Source organism: Sphingomonas sp. PP-F2F-G114-C0414, assembly GCF_003688595.1.
In the GTDB taxonomy this organism is placed as follows: Bacteria; Pseudomonadota; Alphaproteobacteria; order Sphingomonadales; family Sphingomonadaceae; genus Sphingomonas.
This window is the reverse complement of the sequence record NZ_RCWT01000015.1, coordinates 60,177-75,880: the sequence shown is the minus strand read 5'-3', so window position 1 is coordinate 75,880 and position 15,704 is coordinate 60,177. Positions and strand designations below refer to the sequence as shown.

The following is a 15,704-nucleotide window of genomic DNA, read 5'->3' as shown; positions in this document are numbered from 1 at the left end:
GGGGCACTGCCCCCTCGACGGCCGCCGGGACTACATCGCCAGCGTATAATACGCCGCGAACACGCGGTCGCTGTAGACCCCGAACGGATCGCATGTCGTAAAACCGGCCTGTTCGTACAACACATGCGCCGCAGCAAAGGACGCTCCCGTTCCGGTTTCGAGGCTGATCCGCCGATACCCTCGGGCCCGGGCCTCGGCGATGACATGATCGAGCAGCATCCGCCCCACACCACGTCGTAGATAGTTTGGGGCAGTGCGCATCGATTTCAGTTCGCCATGGGTATCGTCGAGTTGCTTCAACGCCGCCAGCCCGACCACTCGATCGCCGTCCCATGCCGACCAGACCGTGACCGTGGGATCACGCAATCCGGTCAGGTCCAGCGCGAATACGCTGCCCGGCGGCGAATTCGCGTAAGCTGCGCGGAGGTGCAGTTCGACCAGCGCGACGACCTCCGGCCTCGTCAGATCGTCACGAACGATCCGCCACGAATCGGACTTCAAGGCAGAGTCTCACCAGCCTCGACCCCCCAAAGCCCCCCAACGGCGACAAACCCCGCCTGCCCCTTCACATCCAGCCGGCACCAGCCATTGCCGCACCGACTCAGCCGCCCGACCACCCCCGGTGCCGCGCGCCACAGCAACCGGCTCCCCGCATCGGGCTTGTCGCGCAGGTCCACCGGGCCCGCGCCATGCACGATTGCGGTGCGCGTGCCGCTCAGCAGGTTCGCCTGCATCCAGCCCTCGGTCCCGTCGGGATCGGCGATCTTGCGCCATTCCTTGAAGATCGCGACCACCTTGATGGGGAGATCCTGGCGTTGATAGAGCCAGCTCGCCGGATACGTCCGTGCCGGCCCAGTCCGCATCCGCGCGCGCGACGCCGCGATCGACGCGTAATAGGGCACGCTCTTCTTCGTCGCGTCGGCCGCGGTCGCCGGGTCGGGCACCAGCGCGGTGGCAACAAGAGCGGAAAGCGCGGCGGCGAGAATGCGCATGGTCATGTCCTAACTGGCGAACCGAACTCCTATAGCGACGAACCGCTTTCCTCAACCGAAGTTGCGGTGTCGACGTTGACAGGACGTTGACGGGCACGAGCGCCTTCGCCAAGCCATCCGCATGACCGACACACGCCGCTGTCCGAACCCCAAGGTCGTCGTCACCCGCGAGCTGGCCGATACGCTGATGGACCGGATGGAGGCGCTGTTCGATACGCAGAACAACCGTGCCGACATCAAGCTCGACCGCGAGCAGCTCGCCGCGGCGATGGCCGATTGCGACGTGTTCGTGCCGACGGTGACCGACGACATCGATGCGGCGTTGATCGCCGGCGCGGGCGACCGCCTGAAGCTGATCGCCAATTACGGCGCCGGCGTGAACCATATCGACCTGAAGGCGGCGCGCGCGCGCGGGATCATCGTCACCAACACGCCGGGCGTGCTCACCGAGGACACCGCGGACATGACGATGGCGCTGATCCTGTCGGTGCCGCGGCGGCTGGCGGAGGGCGAGAAGCTGGTACGGTCGGGCCAGTGGAACGGCTGGAGCCCCGGCGGGATGCTCGGCCACCGGATCGGTGGCAAGGCGCTCGGGATCGTCGGGATGGGTCGGATCGGCCAGGCGGTAGCGCTGAGGGCACGCGCGTTCGGGCTGACGATCCATTATCACAATCGCCAGCGCCTGCCCGCGGTCCGTGAGGCGCAGCTGGCGGCTACCTTCCACGCATCGCTCGACGACATGCTTGCCGCGGTCGACATCGTCACGATCCACACGCCGCTGAACGCCGACAGCCGTAACCTGATCGACGCGCGCCGGATCGGCCTGATGCAGCCGCATGTGTACCTGATCAATGCTGCGCGCGGCGGGATCGTCGACGAGGGCGCGCTGGTCGACGCGCTGGAGGCGGGCAAGCTCGCGGGCGCAGGGCTCGACGTCTGGGCGCACGAGCCGGTTATCGATCCGCGGCTGCTCGCGCTGCCCAACGTCGTGATGTTGCCGCACATGGGCTCCGCGACGCTCGAAGGGCGAATGGCATCGGGCGAGCGCGTTATCCAGAATATCCGGATGTGGGCGGATGGCCATCGCCCGCCCGATCAGGTGCTCGACGGCTGGGTCTGAACTTCAGCCGTCGATCCTCCCCCGCAAGGTGAGGTGGCGCTGAAGGTGACGGAGGGGACAAGCGACGTTTCGCTTTCCTCCCCCTCCGTCTGGCAAGCGCCAGCCACCTCCCCCTGGCGGGGGAGGATTAAACCATGCGTCTCAGACCGCGCGCATCCAGTGGGTTCGCGCTACCGTTCCGGTCAGCACCTTGGAGCCGAACGCCTTGATGATTTTCGCGGCATCCGCGCTGTTCATCAGCACGACGCGGGTGCCGCCCGACGGCAGCGTTTCGATCGCGCTGATGGTCGCGTCGTGCTTCTTGCACATCGCGACGACCTGAGGCTGTTCGACACTGACGTTGACCGCGCGCGAGATCGGCACGACCGTTTCGGTGCCAATCGTCACGATGCGATCCCTGTAGATGCGATGGCTGAAGTGATCGTCATGCGGCATTCCCGGCTCGGAGCGGGAGCGCAAAGCATCTCTCAGTCGCAGCCTGCCCGTACGAAGCGCCGCGATGCCTCGGCTATGCGCTCTATCGCCCCGAACGGCAATGGCGCGGCATGCTTTGGCTATGCCCGCACCCGCAGCAAAGCGAGGCCGAACCCGACGAAGATCGCCCCCGTCACGCGGTCGAACGCGCGCCGCAACGCCGGGCGCGTCAGATAGCGCGCGAGCGTTCGCCCACCGGCTGCATACATGCCGTACCAGAAGCTCTCGACCACCGCGAAAGTCGCCACCAGGATCGCGAACTGCGGTGCCTGCGGTGAGGCGCGATCGACGAACTGCGGCAGGAATGCTGCGGCGAACAACAGCAGCTTGGGATTGCTGATCCCGATCACGAACCCGCCGCGATACAGGTGCCACGCCGACACGGTCGGGGGGAGCGCCACCGGCGTCGTATCGTCGCCGACGTCGATCGGCGACCCTGCCCCGCGCCATGCCTTGATCCCGAGGAATATGAGGTACGCTACGCCGGCATAGCGCAACGCATCGAACACGCGTGGCCATGCCGCGAGCAGCGCGGACACACCCGCCGCCGACGCCGCCAGGACGAGCGCCAGCGCGGTAAGGCACCCCGCCATCGCCGCGACGCTGCGCCGCGCGCCGAAGGCGATGCTGCGTGTCATGACGTGCAGCATGTTGGGTCCTGGCGTTCCGCATAGGAGGAACACCGCGACCACGAACAGCCACCAGGCGTGTAGCGTCATGTTTACTCCCCTGCCCTTCATGCTGATGAAGAAGACCTGGCTGCCTACTGGCGCCCGCAGCCTGCTCAGAGCCCTGCCAAAAACAGTCCGTCACCCCGGACCTGTTCCGGGGTCCACGGTGCGGCAAACTCACACTCGAGAGAGCGCGGCACCGTGGATGCCGGAACAAGCCCGGCATGACGGAGAAAGTGGCGTGTTGGAATGCAGCACCGCAGCTAAACTGCGGTTCACTTCCTCCAGCCTCAATCCCCCGTCAAAATCCGATCGACCAGCTGCCCGACACTCGGCACGAACCCGTTCGAATAGAACGGATCCTTCTTGAAGTTATACGCCGCATGGCCTGCGAACATCAGGTTCTGGTCGATGTCGCCGCCGTGCGCGATGTCCTGCAGCGTCTTCTGGATGCAGAAACTGCGCGGGTCCGCGAGGCGGCCGGTCGAGTTGGTCTCGGTATCCGCCCAGCTCGAGAACGAGCATTGCGACAGGCAGCCCATGCAATCCGACTGGTCCTTGCGGATCATGCCCTTCTCGGTCGGGCTGACGAACACCAGCGTGTTGTCCGGCGTCTTGAGCGCGTCGGTATAGCCCTCGCCGAACCACTGCCGCGCGCGCAGCAGGTCGTTGCGCGTGACCCAGAAGTTCTTGCCCTTCACGCCGACGTCGAGCTGGAACACGTGATCGCCAGCCTCCTGCGTCGAGAAGGCGATCTGGCGCTCGGAGCGTGCTTCCAAAGAGCGCAGGAACGGATTGCGCACCGCTGACGAGTAGAACCCGGTCGGCGAGAATTTGTGCAGCAGCACGTCGCCGGGCTCGATCTGCGTCAGTGCGTTCTTCCAGCCCTCGGGGATCGGGCTCTCGCGCGTGAGAAGCGGCCGCGTGCCGAACTGGAACGCGATCGTGCCAAGCTCGGCATTGTCGATCCAGTCGTTCCAGTCGCGCAGATACCAGACGCCGCCGGCCATCACGATCGGTACGTCGTCGCTGATGCCGCCTTCGCGCATCACATCCCGCAGTTCCTTCACGCGCGGATACGGGTCCTGCGGCTTCAACGGGTCCTCGGCGTTCGACAGGCCGTTATGCCCGCCCGCAAGCCAGGGATCCTCATACACCACAGCCGCCAACCACTCGGCCGCCTTCGAATACGCCCGCTTCCACAGCGCGCGGAAGGCGCGGCCGGAGCTTACGATCGGCAGATAGCTCACGCCGTAGGACGCAGTGATCTCGGACAGTTTGTACGGCATGCCCGCGCCGCAGGTGACGCCAGCCACCTTGCCGCGCGTGCGTTCGAGAACGCCGTGCAGGATCCGCTGCGCACCGCCCATTTCCCACAGCACGTTGATGTTGATCGCGCCCTTGCCGTCGGCGATCTCGTACGCGCGCTCGACCTGCTGGACCGCGCCTTCGATCGCGTATTCGACGAGTTCCTCGTGCCGGTCGCGCCGCGTGAGCGCCGCATAGACCTGCGGGATGATCTTGCCGTCGGGATCGTAGCTGTCGGCGTTGACCGCCGACACGGTGCCGATACCCCCGGCGGCAGCCCAGGCGCCGGCCGACGCGTGGTTGGTCGCGGCGACGCCCTTGCCGCCCTCAACCAGAGGCCAGACTTCCCGACCGTTATAGACGATAGGCTTCAGGCCCTTGAACACGACGTCACCTCTCCCGGAAAATACGGCCCCCTATATCGCAAGGACGCAGCGCGCGAGCAATATTAAGACCTAGGTTAGTAGATCGCCCAGCGCGCCCGGTCGCCCGAGCGCGTCCTCGTACAGCGCGCGATAGCGAGCGATCATAACCGCTTCGTCGAATTCCGCCCGCGCCTTGGCCTGGTTCGCGGCCCCGACCGAGGCGCGCAACGCCGGATCGGCAACCAGTGCCTGCAACGCGTCGCGCAGCCGGACTTCGTTGGCGATGTCGGTCACGAACGGCAGGTTTTCCGACGAGACCATCCGCGTGATATCGCCGACCGGATAGCTCGCGATCGGCAGCCCCGCCGCCATCGCCTCGACCACCGCGATCGGAAACTGCTCGCTACGCGACGACACCGCGAGCATGTCGAAATGGCCGATATAGCGGTAGGGGCGATCGAGAAATCCGGGCAGCACGAGCTTGTCGGCCATCCCCATCGCCGCGGCGGCTTGCAGGATGTTGGCGCGCTCCGGGCCCTCCCCGATGATCACCAGCCGCACGCGGCCCGAAACGCCACCGACAGCACGGACCAGCGCGGTGAGGTCCTTCACCTCGCGCAGGCCGGCGAGCGCACCGATCACGGTTTCCTTGGCATTGCGCGTGAACCCGGGGATCGCCTTGGGCTCGGGCTTCTGCGCGTAATAGGCGGTGCCGATCCCGTTGACGATCCGATGGACGCGCTCGCGCGGCTGTTTCCAGGTCTTCAACGCAATACCTTCGAGCACCTCGGAGGGCACCGCGAGCGCATGCGCCGCGCCCAGCGCGAGCCGCCGATAGATGTTGCGCTCGATCTTGAGCCCGCCCGCCTCATCCGCGTTGAACCCGTCCTCGTGATGGACGAGCGGCGGCGCGCCCTTGGCGAAGGCGCGGCGCGCCATCGCCCCGTCGATCGCACCCCAGTTATAGCTCAGCACCAGATCGAACCGCCGCATATACTGCGCGATCGCCTCGTAGCGCTTGACCGAAGGCTTGCCGGTCAGCGGCGGCGGGTTCTGCGCGATCTCGTAGCGAATGCCTTTCGCGATCGAGTCCCGCGCGCTCAAGGCGTCCGGCATCCCCGATACGATGGTGTGTTTCGCCCGATCGCCGAACGCATTCATCAGCCGAACCGCGCGCGCCTCCTTGCCGCCGAGGTCGAACGACGAGTGGAGATGGAGGATGTTGACGGGTGCGGCCATCCGCGACCGATGCCGATTTTCGCGGCAGCTTTCAAGGTGGCGCAAAGCCGTTTCGGCGGGTGCGGTCTTGCACGATCGATACCGCGATGCCATTATATGACAACAACGTCATGCGCAGCAAGCAGCGTGACGACACCCGAAGACTGACAGAGAGTTGGACGAGGATTTCGAGCAGCGGTCGCGCTCGATCGATGGTTTTGCCTATATGCGGCAAGGTCTTCGCGCGGCCCGAACGACAATCCGGTCCCTTGAGTCCCGCCCCCGCTGTCGAAGCGCTGGAGGCCGGACCAGACCGTCAACGACGAGGCACGACGATGCGGCTCCCTTCCAACGACGACATGACCACGCCCCAGCTGAACGGCGACTCCGACCGCGCGGCGACGATCGACACGCGCGTAACGCGGCGCGGGCTGCTCGGGTCGGCGATCACCGCGGGCGGCGCGGCGATGCTGCCGCTGGCGTCCGCCGATGCCGCCCCGACCGAGCGCAACGTCGACGTGCTGCTGGTCGGCGGCGGCATCATGAGCGCGACGCTCGCGGTGCTGCTCCACCAGCTCGAACCGACCTGGACGATCGAACTGGTCGAGCGGCTCGACAAGGTTGCGGAAGAAAGCTCGAACGGCTGGAACAACGCGGGCACAGGCCATTCGGCGCTGTGCGAATTGAACTACACGCCGGTCAACGCGGCCGACGGCCTCGTCGAGATCAAGAAGGCGATCGAGATCAACGAGCAGTTCCAGGTCACGCGCCAGTTCCTCAGCCATCAGGTCGATGCCGGGATGCTCGCCAACCCGCGTTCGTTCATCAACTCCACGCCGCATATGAACCTGGTGTGGGGCGATGCGAACGTCGCGTTCCTGCGCAAGCGCCATGCCGCGTTGCAGGCGAGCCCGCTGTTCTCGGGCATGGAATTCTCGACCGATCCCAAGCAGATCGCGCAGTGGGTCCCGGTGATGATGCAGGGTCGCGATCCCACCATGAAGCTCGCCGCGACGCACTCGCCGCTCGGCACCGACTGCAACTGGGGCGAGGTGACGCGGCAATATGTCGACGCGATGCGCAAGCAGCCGGGCTTCACGCTGACCACCGGCCATGAAGTACGCTCGCTGGAGCGTAGCGCGGACAAAAGCTGGCGGGTGACCGCGCGCGACATGAAGAGCGACGAGAAGCGGATCATCAACGCGCGCTTCGTGTTCGCCGGTGCAGGCGGTGGCGCGCTGCCGATCCTGCAGAAGTCGGGAATTCCCGAAGCCGACGATTATGCCGGCTTCCCGGTCGGCGGCTCGTTCCTCGTCACCGACAAGCCCGAGGTGGCGCAGCGTCACCTCGCCAAGGTGTACGGCAAGGCCGCGGTCGGATCGCCGCCGATGTCGGTGCCGCATCTCGACACGCGCTATCTCGACGGCAAGCAGGCGCTGCTGTTCGGGCCGTTCGCGACCTTCTCGACCAAGTTCCTGAAGGAAGGCTCGTATTTCGATCTGCCGGCGTCGGTGACGCTCGACAATTTCCGGCCGATGATCGCGGTCGGCTGGGACGATTTCGATCTCGTCGAGTATCTCGCGGGGCAGCTGATCATGTCGGACGCCGACCGGATGACCGCGCTCCGCGAATATTTCCCGGGGGCGAAGGACGGCGACTGGCGGCTGTGGCAGGCGGGTCAGCGCGTCCAGATCATCAAGCGCGATCCGAACAAGGGCGGCGTGCTGAAGCTCGGCACCGAGATCGTCGCGTCGAAGGACGGCTCGATCGCGGCGCTGCTCGGTGCATCGCCGGGCGCCTCGACCGCGCCGTCGATCATGCTCGATTTGCTGAAGAAGGTGTTCCCCAACCATCTCGCGACCGCGGCGTGGCAGGGCAAGATCCGCGAGATCGTGCCGAGTTACGGCGTCACGCTCAACGACAAGCCTGAGCTGATCGCCAAGACCTGGGCGGCGACCGCGCAGACGCTGCAACTGACGGTGCCGTCGCCGGCGGTGTTCGTATCGACCCAGCCCAAGCCAGCGGCAACGCGCGTCAAGGTCGACCGCAGCCCCGATCTGGCGCTGTAAGAGCGGGGATCAGGTTAAGCCCTTGCAGATGCCAAAACCGCCCCGTCACCCCGGACTTGTTCCGGGGTCCACCGTGCCGCAAACCAAATCTCGATGAGTTTGCGGAACGGTGGATGCCGGAACAAGCCCGGCATGACGAAGGAAAAGCCGAAATTATCTCGCTGCAGAATCGCGATTACCCGGCGAACATGGCCTTGGGGATATGCGTGATCCGGCACGCTAGGTCGGCCTCGCCGCTTGCCACGACGTAGAAGTTGCCTGCGTCGGCGATGCCGGTCGTGAAGACGACGTTATCGAGGTACATCTGGTCCTTGAGCGGCTCGGTCAGCGTGGGGTTCGGCTCGAGCAGCGCAGTATGCTCCGTCGCCACGGTGATCGAGGGATCGTCCTTGTCGAGGATCGACCAGTACGTCCGGTAGATGCCGACCACGCCTGACGGCTCCACCCCGTGCCACAAGGTCAGCCAGCCGCGATCAGTCAGGATCGGGGGCGCGCCGCCGCCCATTCGCGCGGTCGAGACGGTGGCCGAATGTGGGCGGATGCCAGGCTTGTCATGCGGCTTCCAGTGCAGCGCGTCTGGCGAGCGCGACAGGTTGATCGACGGCCCGCTGCGCCATTCGCTGCCAGGCGGATACGCGAAATACAGGTCGCCGAGCGGTCGCGTCTGCGCCCAATACTGCCCGTCGATCAGGCCTTCGAAGATCAGCATGTCCTTGTTCTGGTGATCGAGGACAATCCCCTCGAGCTGCCAGTCGAGCGCGTCGGCGGACGAATACAACGTCGTCGAATGCCGCTCCGGGCTGACCGAGCAGGTCGTCATCAGATAGCGATCGCCGACCTTCGAGATCCGTGCATCCTCGACGCCGTAGCATTGGTACGACGTGCGCGGCGCGATCGCCTTGTCGTAATGCACCGCGACCACCGAGCGCCCCTCGGCATCGAGTTCGACCGGCAACAGCCACGACAGCGAGGTCAGCGCCATCACCTTCCACCCGCCGCCGGGGATCAGGAATTTGCGCGGGTCCTTGGTATCGACCATCTGCAACGGCCACGCGTCGAGCAGATATGCGCCGTCCTGCCAGCGGATCGCATGGACGTTGCCGTTCTTGACCGGCTGCTTGAGCGCCTCGGCGACGCGCACCATCAGCAGCAGATTGCCGTTCGCCAGCCGCGTCATCCCAGGATTGAACGCGCCGAGCACATAGGTCTCGGCGCCGACCTTCCCCGCCAGCGGCGAGCGCGACAGGTCGATGTCGGCGGGGGTGAAGACGAGCTGGTCCAACATGCTATTCTCCTTGGTGATACGCGGCGACGCGACCATTCATCACTACCGTCATCCTGACGAAAGTCAGGATCCAGAGCCGTGAAGGACGCCTCTCCGTTACTTTGGATCCTGACTTTCGTCAGGATGACGGGAAGGGCTTGGCGCTCGACGACATACCGCCAAGCCGTCGGCGCTTACTCCCCCTCGAGCGCACGCGGGACGATGACGATCTGCTGGATCACCGTCCGCGTCGGCTGCGTAAGCACGAACTCCACCCCGACCGCGATGTCCTCTGCGCGCAGCATCTGCTCCGCCTCGATCATCTGGCGCTGCTTGTCGTCGGGGACGTCCGGATACTGCATGTTCGACCCGACCTTGCCGGGTTCGACCAGCGAAACCTTGATCCCCTTCGGCCCGAGCTCGCGCCGCAACGCCTCCGAGAAGCCGGCGATGCCGGATTTCACCCCGGCATACACTGTCGAGCTCGGCCCGAGGATATGCGCGCTCAGCGAGCCGATGATGACGATGTCGCTGATCGGCTTCATCCGGTGCGCGGCGTGATGCGCGCTGAGCAAATACGCGGTGAAATCGACCGCGATCGCATAGCGGAGTTCGTCCTCGCTCATCTGCGTCAGGCCGCCGGCGGCAACCGCTGCGTTGACGACGGTGATGTCGAAGCCGCCGAGATACGCCTCGCCCGCGTCGAAGAACGCGCGGACCTTGTCGGGATCGGCGAGCTCGGTGATCATCCCGTCGCCCTCGCCGACTTCGCGAATGCGCGCGAGCGCGTCCTGCAGATAGCGTTCGTCGCGGCCGCAGATATAGACCTTGGCGCCCTCCGACGCGAGCAGCACCGCGATCGCCCGGCCGATCCCGGTGGTCCCCCCGGTAATGATCGCGCGGCGGCCCTTCAGCGGGCGGACGGTGGTGTGGGCGTCGGAGAGTTCGGTCATCAAGTATCCCGGCTTGTCAGCAGATTGGCGGCGAAATGCACGGTGAAACACTGCGCGCCGCCCTCCCCTAAGCGCGGATCGCCGCCCCCTCAAGCGCGCGCGCCAGCAACCGGTCGATCGACTCCTGCAGCATCGTCTCGCTCAGCGTCGGCGCGTGGCCGACGCCCGGCACCGTCACCACTTCGGCCAAGTCGAGCGACGCCGCCATCCGCTCCGCGGTCGCTGCCGACAGCAGGTCCGAGCGGCCACCACGCACGATCAGCGTCGGCACGTCGCGCAGCGAGCCCAGCGCCTGCCACATGTCCGGCCCGGCTTCGTTCCCCGGCACGCGGAACGGCTCGGCGATCTTCAGATCGTAATCGAGCACGATCCGACCCGAACTGTTGAGCCGGTACAGCCGCTTGGCCATCGCCAGCCAATCCTCGATCTGCCAGTCGGGATACACATCGCCGTTATTCTCGGCGACGCAGCGCGCGGCGTGCATCCAGGTCGGGAAGACGCTGGACTTGCCGACATAGCCGCGGATTCGCGCCAGCCCCTGCGCGTCGATCTCCGGCCCGACATCGTTGAGCAACGCCGCCGTCATCCGCCCCCGCGACGGCCCCGCCATCAGCATCGTGACGATTCCGCCCAGCGACGTGCCGAACGCGATGTACCGATCGATCCCCTGCTCCGTCAGCAGCGCCTCGACGTCCTGCACATAGGTCAGCGGGACATACGACATCGGGTCCTTCGCATAGGCGCTCTCGCCGCGCCCGCGAAAGTCCACCGCGATCAGGCGCCAGCGCCCGGCCAGCCTCGCCGCGAGCGCATCGAAATCGCGCGCATTGCGCGTCAGCCCGGCCATGCACAGGATCGGCGGTTGGCTTTCCTCGCCCCCCGGATAGTCGCGTGCGTGGAGTCTCAGCCCGTCGTTGGACCACCAATAGAGGTTTTCGTATGCGGCCATGGTTGCGTCCTTCGGGTAGCGGCCACCATATCGCCGCATGGCCATCGACCCGCAAGTGTATCGCCCCGAAGCTGAACTTCTAACGCTGGGGGACGGCTTCTTCGATCCCGTCGCGCCCGCCGACTTCCCCGAGACGCGGCTTCGTTTCCGCAACGACCGCGCCGCCGCGCAGATCGGTCTCGCCACGCTGACGGATGACGAATGGACGCGTCATTTCGGCCGGTTCGCGCCACTCCCCGGCACGCTGCCCCAGCCGTTCGCGCTCCGTTACCACGGCCATCAGTTCCGCAACTACAATCCGGATCTCGGCGATGGCCGCGGTTTCACCTTCGCGCAGATGCGGGATGACCGAGGCCGGTTGATGGACCTCGGCACCAAGGGATCGGGCCAGACGCCGTGGAGCCGCGCGGGCGATGGCCGCCTGACACTCAAGGGCGGGATGCGCGAGATCCTCGCCACCGAGATGCTCGAGGCGCTCAACGTCCCCACTTCGCGGACGCTATCGCTGATCGAGACGGGCGAAGAACTCCAGCGCGGCGACGAGCCAAGCCCGACGCGTTCGGCGGTCCTCGTTCGCCTCAATCACAGCCATGTCCGAATCGGCAGCTTCCAGCGCCTCGCCTACGAACGCGACGAAGCGGGTTTGCGCAAACTCGTCGGCTATACGCTCCGCAACCTCTACGACGAGGACAGCGACGATCCGGTCCGCCTGCTCGACCTCGTCGTCGGTCGCACCGCGCGTCTCGCGGCGCGCTACATGGCGGCGGGCTTCGTCCACGGCGTGCTCAATTCGGACAATATCAACGTCACCGGCGAAAGCTTCGACTATGGCCCGTGGCGGTTCGCCCCGACCTGGGACCCGGCCTTCACCGCCGCCTATTTCGACCACCAGGGTCTGTACGCGTTCGGCCGCCAGCCCGAGGCGATCCACTGGGACGTGATGCAGCTGGCCGTCGCGCTCCGCCAGATCGCCGAGAGCGACCCGCTGGTGGCCGCGCTCGACCAGTTCGGTCCGCGCTATCAACCCGAAGTCACGCAGGCGATCCTCTGGCGCCTCGGCGTCCGCCCGCGCGATCCGGATGCGGACCGCGACCTCGTCCAGGCCACCGAACGCGCACTCCGCATCTCCGGCGTCGGGATCGACCGGTTCTTCTTCGACGCGTTCGGTGGGGATCTGCCCGATACCTACGCCGAACCCTGGGCCGACGTCCGTGCCGCGCTCGCTGCCTACGAACCCCGGAAGGACCGCTCGCACCCGTACTGGGCGGGCGAGCCGTGCAGCATGCTGATCGACGAGGTGGAGGCGATCTGGGCGCCGATCGCCGAGCACGACGACTGGCGTGCGCTGAACGCCAAGGTCGCCGCCATCCGCGAAATGGGCGAAGCGCTAGCCGAGTGATCTCCCCCCTCCCTGGAAGGGAGGGGCTGGGGGTGGGTCGGTTTCCATGTAGCGCGACGGTTGCGTCACAAACCGGCCTACCCACCCCCGCCCCCTCCCTTCCAGGGAGGCGAGAAGCAAGCCGGGCACACCCCACGGCAAAGACCCCACATCCGCCAGTGGAAACTCGCCGCGAATCAAGGCAAGAGCGGCGCATGTCCGACGAGATCATCTCCTACGAGCCGGCCACCGGCGCGATTCTCTGGCGTCAACCGATCGGCGACGTCGATGCCGAAGTCGCCTGCGCGCGCGCCGGCTGGTCGAGCTGGGCGTCGAAGCCGCTGGCCTTCCGGATCGAGACGATGCGGCGCTTTGCCAACATCGTCCGGCAGCGCAACGACGCCTTCACCGACCTGATCTCCCGCGAAACCGGCAAGCCGATCTGGGAAGCGCGCGGCGAGGTCGAGACGGTGATCGCCAAGGTCGACATCTCGGTCAGCGCCTATGCCGACCGTACCGCGCAGCGTCGTCTGGAAGCGACGATGGGGTCGCGGATCGCCGTCCGCCACAAGCCGCATGGCGTGCTGGCCGTGCTCGGGCCGTACAACTTCCCCGCGCATCTGCCCAACGGCCACATCGTCCCCGCGCTGATCGCTGGCAACGCGGTCGTCTTCAAACCGTCGGAAAAAACCCCCGCGGTCGGCGCGTTCCTCGTCGAATGCTTCCGCGCCGCGGGCGTGCCGCCCGAGTGCATCCGCCTCGTGATCGGCGGCCCGAACGAAGGCAAGGCGCTCGCCGCGCACCCCGATATCGACGGGCTGTTGTTCACCGGCTCGGCGCGCACCGGCCTGGCGCTCAACCGCGCGTTCGCCGACAAGCCCGAGAAGATTCTCGCGCTCGAGATGGGCGGCAACAACCCGATCGTCGTGTGGGACACGCCCGACCTACACACCGCGGCGATCCTGATCATCCAGTCGGCCTTCACCACCGCCGGGCAGCGCTGCACCGCGGCGCGCCGGCTGATCGTCGATACCAAGCTCTACGATCCGCTGATCGCCACCGTCGACAAGATGGTCGGCCGGATCATCGTCGGCGAGCCGCACGCCAACCCCGCCCCGTTCATGGGCCCGGTGATCGACAACGAAGCCGCCGAGCAGCTGACCGAAAGCTTCCTCGAACTGCTCACGCGCGGCGGCCGACCGATCCGCCACCTCGAACGCCCGGTCGCGGACCTGCCGTTCCTGAAACCCGCGCTGATCGACGTCACCGATATCGCCGACCGCCCCGATATCGAGCTGTTCGGTCCGATCCTGCAGGTCGTCCGCGTCGATGATTTCGACGCCGCGATCGTCGAGGCGAACAACACGCGCTACGGCCTGTCCGCCTCATTGATCAGCCAGACGCCCGCGCTCTACGACCGCTTCTGGGCGAACATCCGCGCCGGCATCGTCAACTGGAACAAGCCGACCAATGGCGCCTCGAGCGGTGCGCCGTTTGGCGGCATCGGCTGGTCGGGCAACCACCGCCCGAGCGCCTATTACGCCGCCGATTACTGCGCCTACCCGGTCGTCAGCAGCGAATCGGAGAGCGCGCGTGCGTCGATCGGCATCGGCCTCGCCGACGGCTGACCGCGTTCCGGCGCGTTCGAAAGCAATCCTACCTCCCGCCAAAGCATCATTCGGTTGCGGTGCAGCGGGTTGCCGTCCATCTCTTATCCTATGGCAAGCCTCCTAGATCCCACCGCCCGCGGGCGCGTCATCCTCGTCGGGGCGGGCCCGGGCGATCCCGGCCTCCTCACCGTCCGCGCGGTCGAGGCGCTGAAGACCGCCGACGTCGTCGTGCATGACGGACTGATCGACCCGCGCGTGCTCGACATCGCGCCGCCGGCAGCGCAGCGCATCTCTGTCGCCAAGCAGCGGGCGCGGCATACCCTGCCGCAGGAGGCGATCAACGCGCTGATCATCGCGCATGTGAAGACCGGTGCGATCGTGATCCGCCTGAAGGGTGGCGATCCGTTCGTGTTCGGCCGTGGCGGCGAAGAGGTCGAGGCCGTCCGCGCCGCTGGCCTTCCGGTCGAGGTGATCCCCGGTGTCTCGGCCGCGCTCGGCTGTGCCGCCGAAGCGATGCTGCCGCTCACCCACCGCGACCATTCGAGCGCGGTCAGCTTCGTCGCTGGCCAGTGCAAGGGCCTGAGCGAGCAGAACTGGGCGGGGTTGGCCGGACAGGGTCGAACACTGGTGATCTACATGGGCATCGCGAGCGCGACCGACATTGCCGACAAGCTGATGACCGACGGCGTCGCCCCCGACATGCCCGTCGCGGTGCTCGAACGCGGTACGCTCGAGGGCTCGCGGGCGATCCGGACGTTGCTTGCCGATCTCGGTGCGATGGTGACGCGTGAGGCTGTGAAGAGCCCCGCGATCATCGTCGTCGGAGAAGTCGTCGAACTGTCGGACGCCGAAGACAAACTCGCCCGCTGGGCCCGCGTAGCAGAGGACGCCGCCGCATGAAGCTGTTGACCGGAAACGACCTTCCCACCGGTGACGTCGTCTGGTGGACCGGCAATGGCTGGTCGCGCCACATCGAGGACGCGACCGATGTCGGCGTCGCTGGCGAAGCGATCCTCCAGGCGGAGGAAGGCGCGCGCCGCGTCAACGTCCCCTATCTGATCGAGGCGACGCAGACCGACGACGGCCCGCGCCCCGCCCACATCAAGGACCGCATCCGCGCTTTGGGCCCGACGATGCGGCCCGACCTGACACTCAAACCCGCCGACCCGACCGCTGGCAGCTGGGTGATATGATTCACGCGAAGGCGCGAAGGCGCGAAGAGGTTAGCGAGAAGGTGTTTCACGCGGAGACGCGGAGACGCGGAGGTGTTGCGCTTGCCGCGCAGCGGCCTTCACACTCGTTAGCCGCTTCAGCTTTGTTGCCCGCTAGCGCG

General features: G+C 66.5%; 15 protein-coding genes. 6 read left to right on the top strand and 9 right to left on the bottom strand.

The genetic code is table 11. The annotated features are described in order from the left end of the window. Window positions 1-30: 30 nt before the first annotated feature. Both C8J47_RS17305 and C8J47_RS17300 read right to left on the bottom strand, forming a co-directional pair. Window positions 31-501 (bottom strand): GNAT family N-acetyltransferase, encoded by a 471-nt coding sequence (locus C8J47_RS17305; RefSeq protein WP_121886710.1) that lies wholly within the window; start codon window positions 499-501, stop codon window positions 31-33. Next, complete coding sequence (locus C8J47_RS17300; RefSeq protein WP_404969292.1) at window positions 498-992, bottom strand: SH3 domain-containing protein; 495 nt, start codon at window positions 990-992, stop codon at window positions 498-500. Before C8J47_RS17300 ends, C8J47_RS17305 begins: the two co-directional genes overlap by 4 nt. Window positions 993-1,113: 121 nt before the next feature. Between C8J47_RS17300 and C8J47_RS17295 the strand changes: the two genes are divergently transcribed. Further along, a complete protein-coding gene (locus C8J47_RS17295; protein WP_121886708.1) occupies window positions 1,114-2,112 on the top strand; it encodes a D-glycerate dehydrogenase in 999 nt (332 codons plus the stop codon). A 141-nt stretch (window positions 2,113-2,253) separates the two neighbouring features. Here the strand turns inward: C8J47_RS17295 and C8J47_RS17290 are convergent, their stop codons facing one another. The 4 genes from C8J47_RS17290 to C8J47_RS17275 all read right to left on the bottom strand — a co-directional run bounded on the left by C8J47_RS17290 (window position 2,254) and on the right by C8J47_RS17275 (window position 6,169). Continuing rightward, the gene (locus C8J47_RS17290; protein ID WP_259467623.1) at window positions 2,254-2,499 is read right to left on the bottom strand and encodes a hypothetical protein; all 246 of its coding nucleotides are present in this window, start codon (window positions 2,497-2,499) and stop codon (window positions 2,254-2,256) included. A 167-nt stretch (window positions 2,500-2,666) separates the two neighbouring features. Beyond that, window positions 2,667-3,305, bottom strand: coding sequence for a LysE family translocator (locus C8J47_RS17285; RefSeq protein ID WP_121886707.1), 639 nt, complete (start codon window positions 3,303-3,305; stop codon window positions 2,667-2,669). A gap of 242 nt (window positions 3,306-3,547) precedes the next feature. Then, window positions 3,548-4,951: a nitronate monooxygenase family protein gene (locus C8J47_RS17280; RefSeq protein WP_121886706.1), complete on the bottom strand. Its 1,404-nt coding sequence runs from the start codon at window positions 4,949-4,951 to the stop codon at window positions 3,548-3,550. 69 nt (window positions 4,952-5,020) lie between these two features. Continuing rightward, window positions 5,021-6,169 (bottom strand): glycosyltransferase, encoded by a 1,149-nt coding sequence (locus tag C8J47_RS17275; protein ID WP_121886705.1) that lies wholly within the window; start codon window positions 6,167-6,169, stop codon window positions 5,021-5,023. A 314-nt stretch (window positions 6,170-6,483) separates the two neighbouring features. Between C8J47_RS17275 and mqo the strand changes: the two genes are divergently transcribed. Further along, window positions 6,484-8,217, top strand: a complete 1,734-nt coding sequence (mqo, locus tag C8J47_RS17270; protein WP_220683396.1) for a malate dehydrogenase (quinone) — start codon at window positions 6,484-6,486, stop codon at window positions 8,215-8,217. A 175-nt stretch (window positions 8,218-8,392) separates the two neighbouring features. Here the strand turns inward: mqo and C8J47_RS17265 are convergent, their stop codons facing one another. From C8J47_RS17265 to C8J47_RS17255, 3 genes are all read right to left on the bottom strand, one after another. After that, window positions 8,393-9,502, bottom strand: a complete 1,110-nt coding sequence (locus tag C8J47_RS17265; RefSeq protein WP_121886795.1) for a glycosidase — start codon at window positions 9,500-9,502, stop codon at window positions 8,393-8,395. A 173-nt stretch (window positions 9,503-9,675) separates the two neighbouring features. Beyond that, window positions 9,676-10,434: an SDR family oxidoreductase gene (locus C8J47_RS17260; protein WP_056050664.1), complete on the bottom strand. Its 759-nt coding sequence runs from the start codon at window positions 10,432-10,434 to the stop codon at window positions 9,676-9,678. A gap of 67 nt (window positions 10,435-10,501) precedes the next feature. Further along, window positions 10,502-11,383: an alpha/beta fold hydrolase gene (locus C8J47_RS17255; protein ID WP_121886794.1), complete on the bottom strand. Its 882-nt coding sequence runs from the start codon at window positions 11,381-11,383 to the stop codon at window positions 10,502-10,504. Window positions 11,384-11,420: 37 nt separating this feature from the next. On the opposite strand from C8J47_RS17255, the gene C8J47_RS17250 reads away from it, so the two are divergent. The 4 genes from C8J47_RS17250 to C8J47_RS17235 all read left to right on the top strand — a co-directional run bounded on the left by C8J47_RS17250 (window position 11,421) and on the right by C8J47_RS17235 (window position 15,564). Then, entirely contained in the window at window positions 11,421-12,782 is a 1,362-nt protein-coding gene (locus C8J47_RS17250; RefSeq protein ID WP_121886703.1) for a protein adenylyltransferase SelO family protein, read from the top strand. A 194-nt stretch (window positions 12,783-12,976) separates the two neighbouring features. Further along, entirely contained in the window at window positions 12,977-14,389 is a 1,413-nt protein-coding gene (gene astD, locus C8J47_RS17245; protein ID WP_121886702.1) for a succinylglutamate-semialdehyde dehydrogenase, read from the top strand. Window positions 14,390-14,479: 90 nt separating this feature from the next. Continuing rightward, a complete protein-coding gene (gene cobA / locus C8J47_RS17240) occupies window positions 14,480-15,271 on the top strand; it encodes a uroporphyrinogen-III C-methyltransferase (RefSeq protein WP_121886701.1) in 792 nt (263 codons plus the stop codon). Beyond that, the gene (locus C8J47_RS17235) at window positions 15,268-15,564 is read left to right on the top strand and encodes a DUF2849 domain-containing protein (RefSeq protein WP_121886700.1); all 297 of its coding nucleotides are present in this window, start codon (window positions 15,268-15,270) and stop codon (window positions 15,562-15,564) included. The genes cobA and C8J47_RS17235 overlap by 4 nt, the downstream gene beginning before the upstream one ends. Window positions 15,565-15,704: the final 140 nt, after the last annotated feature.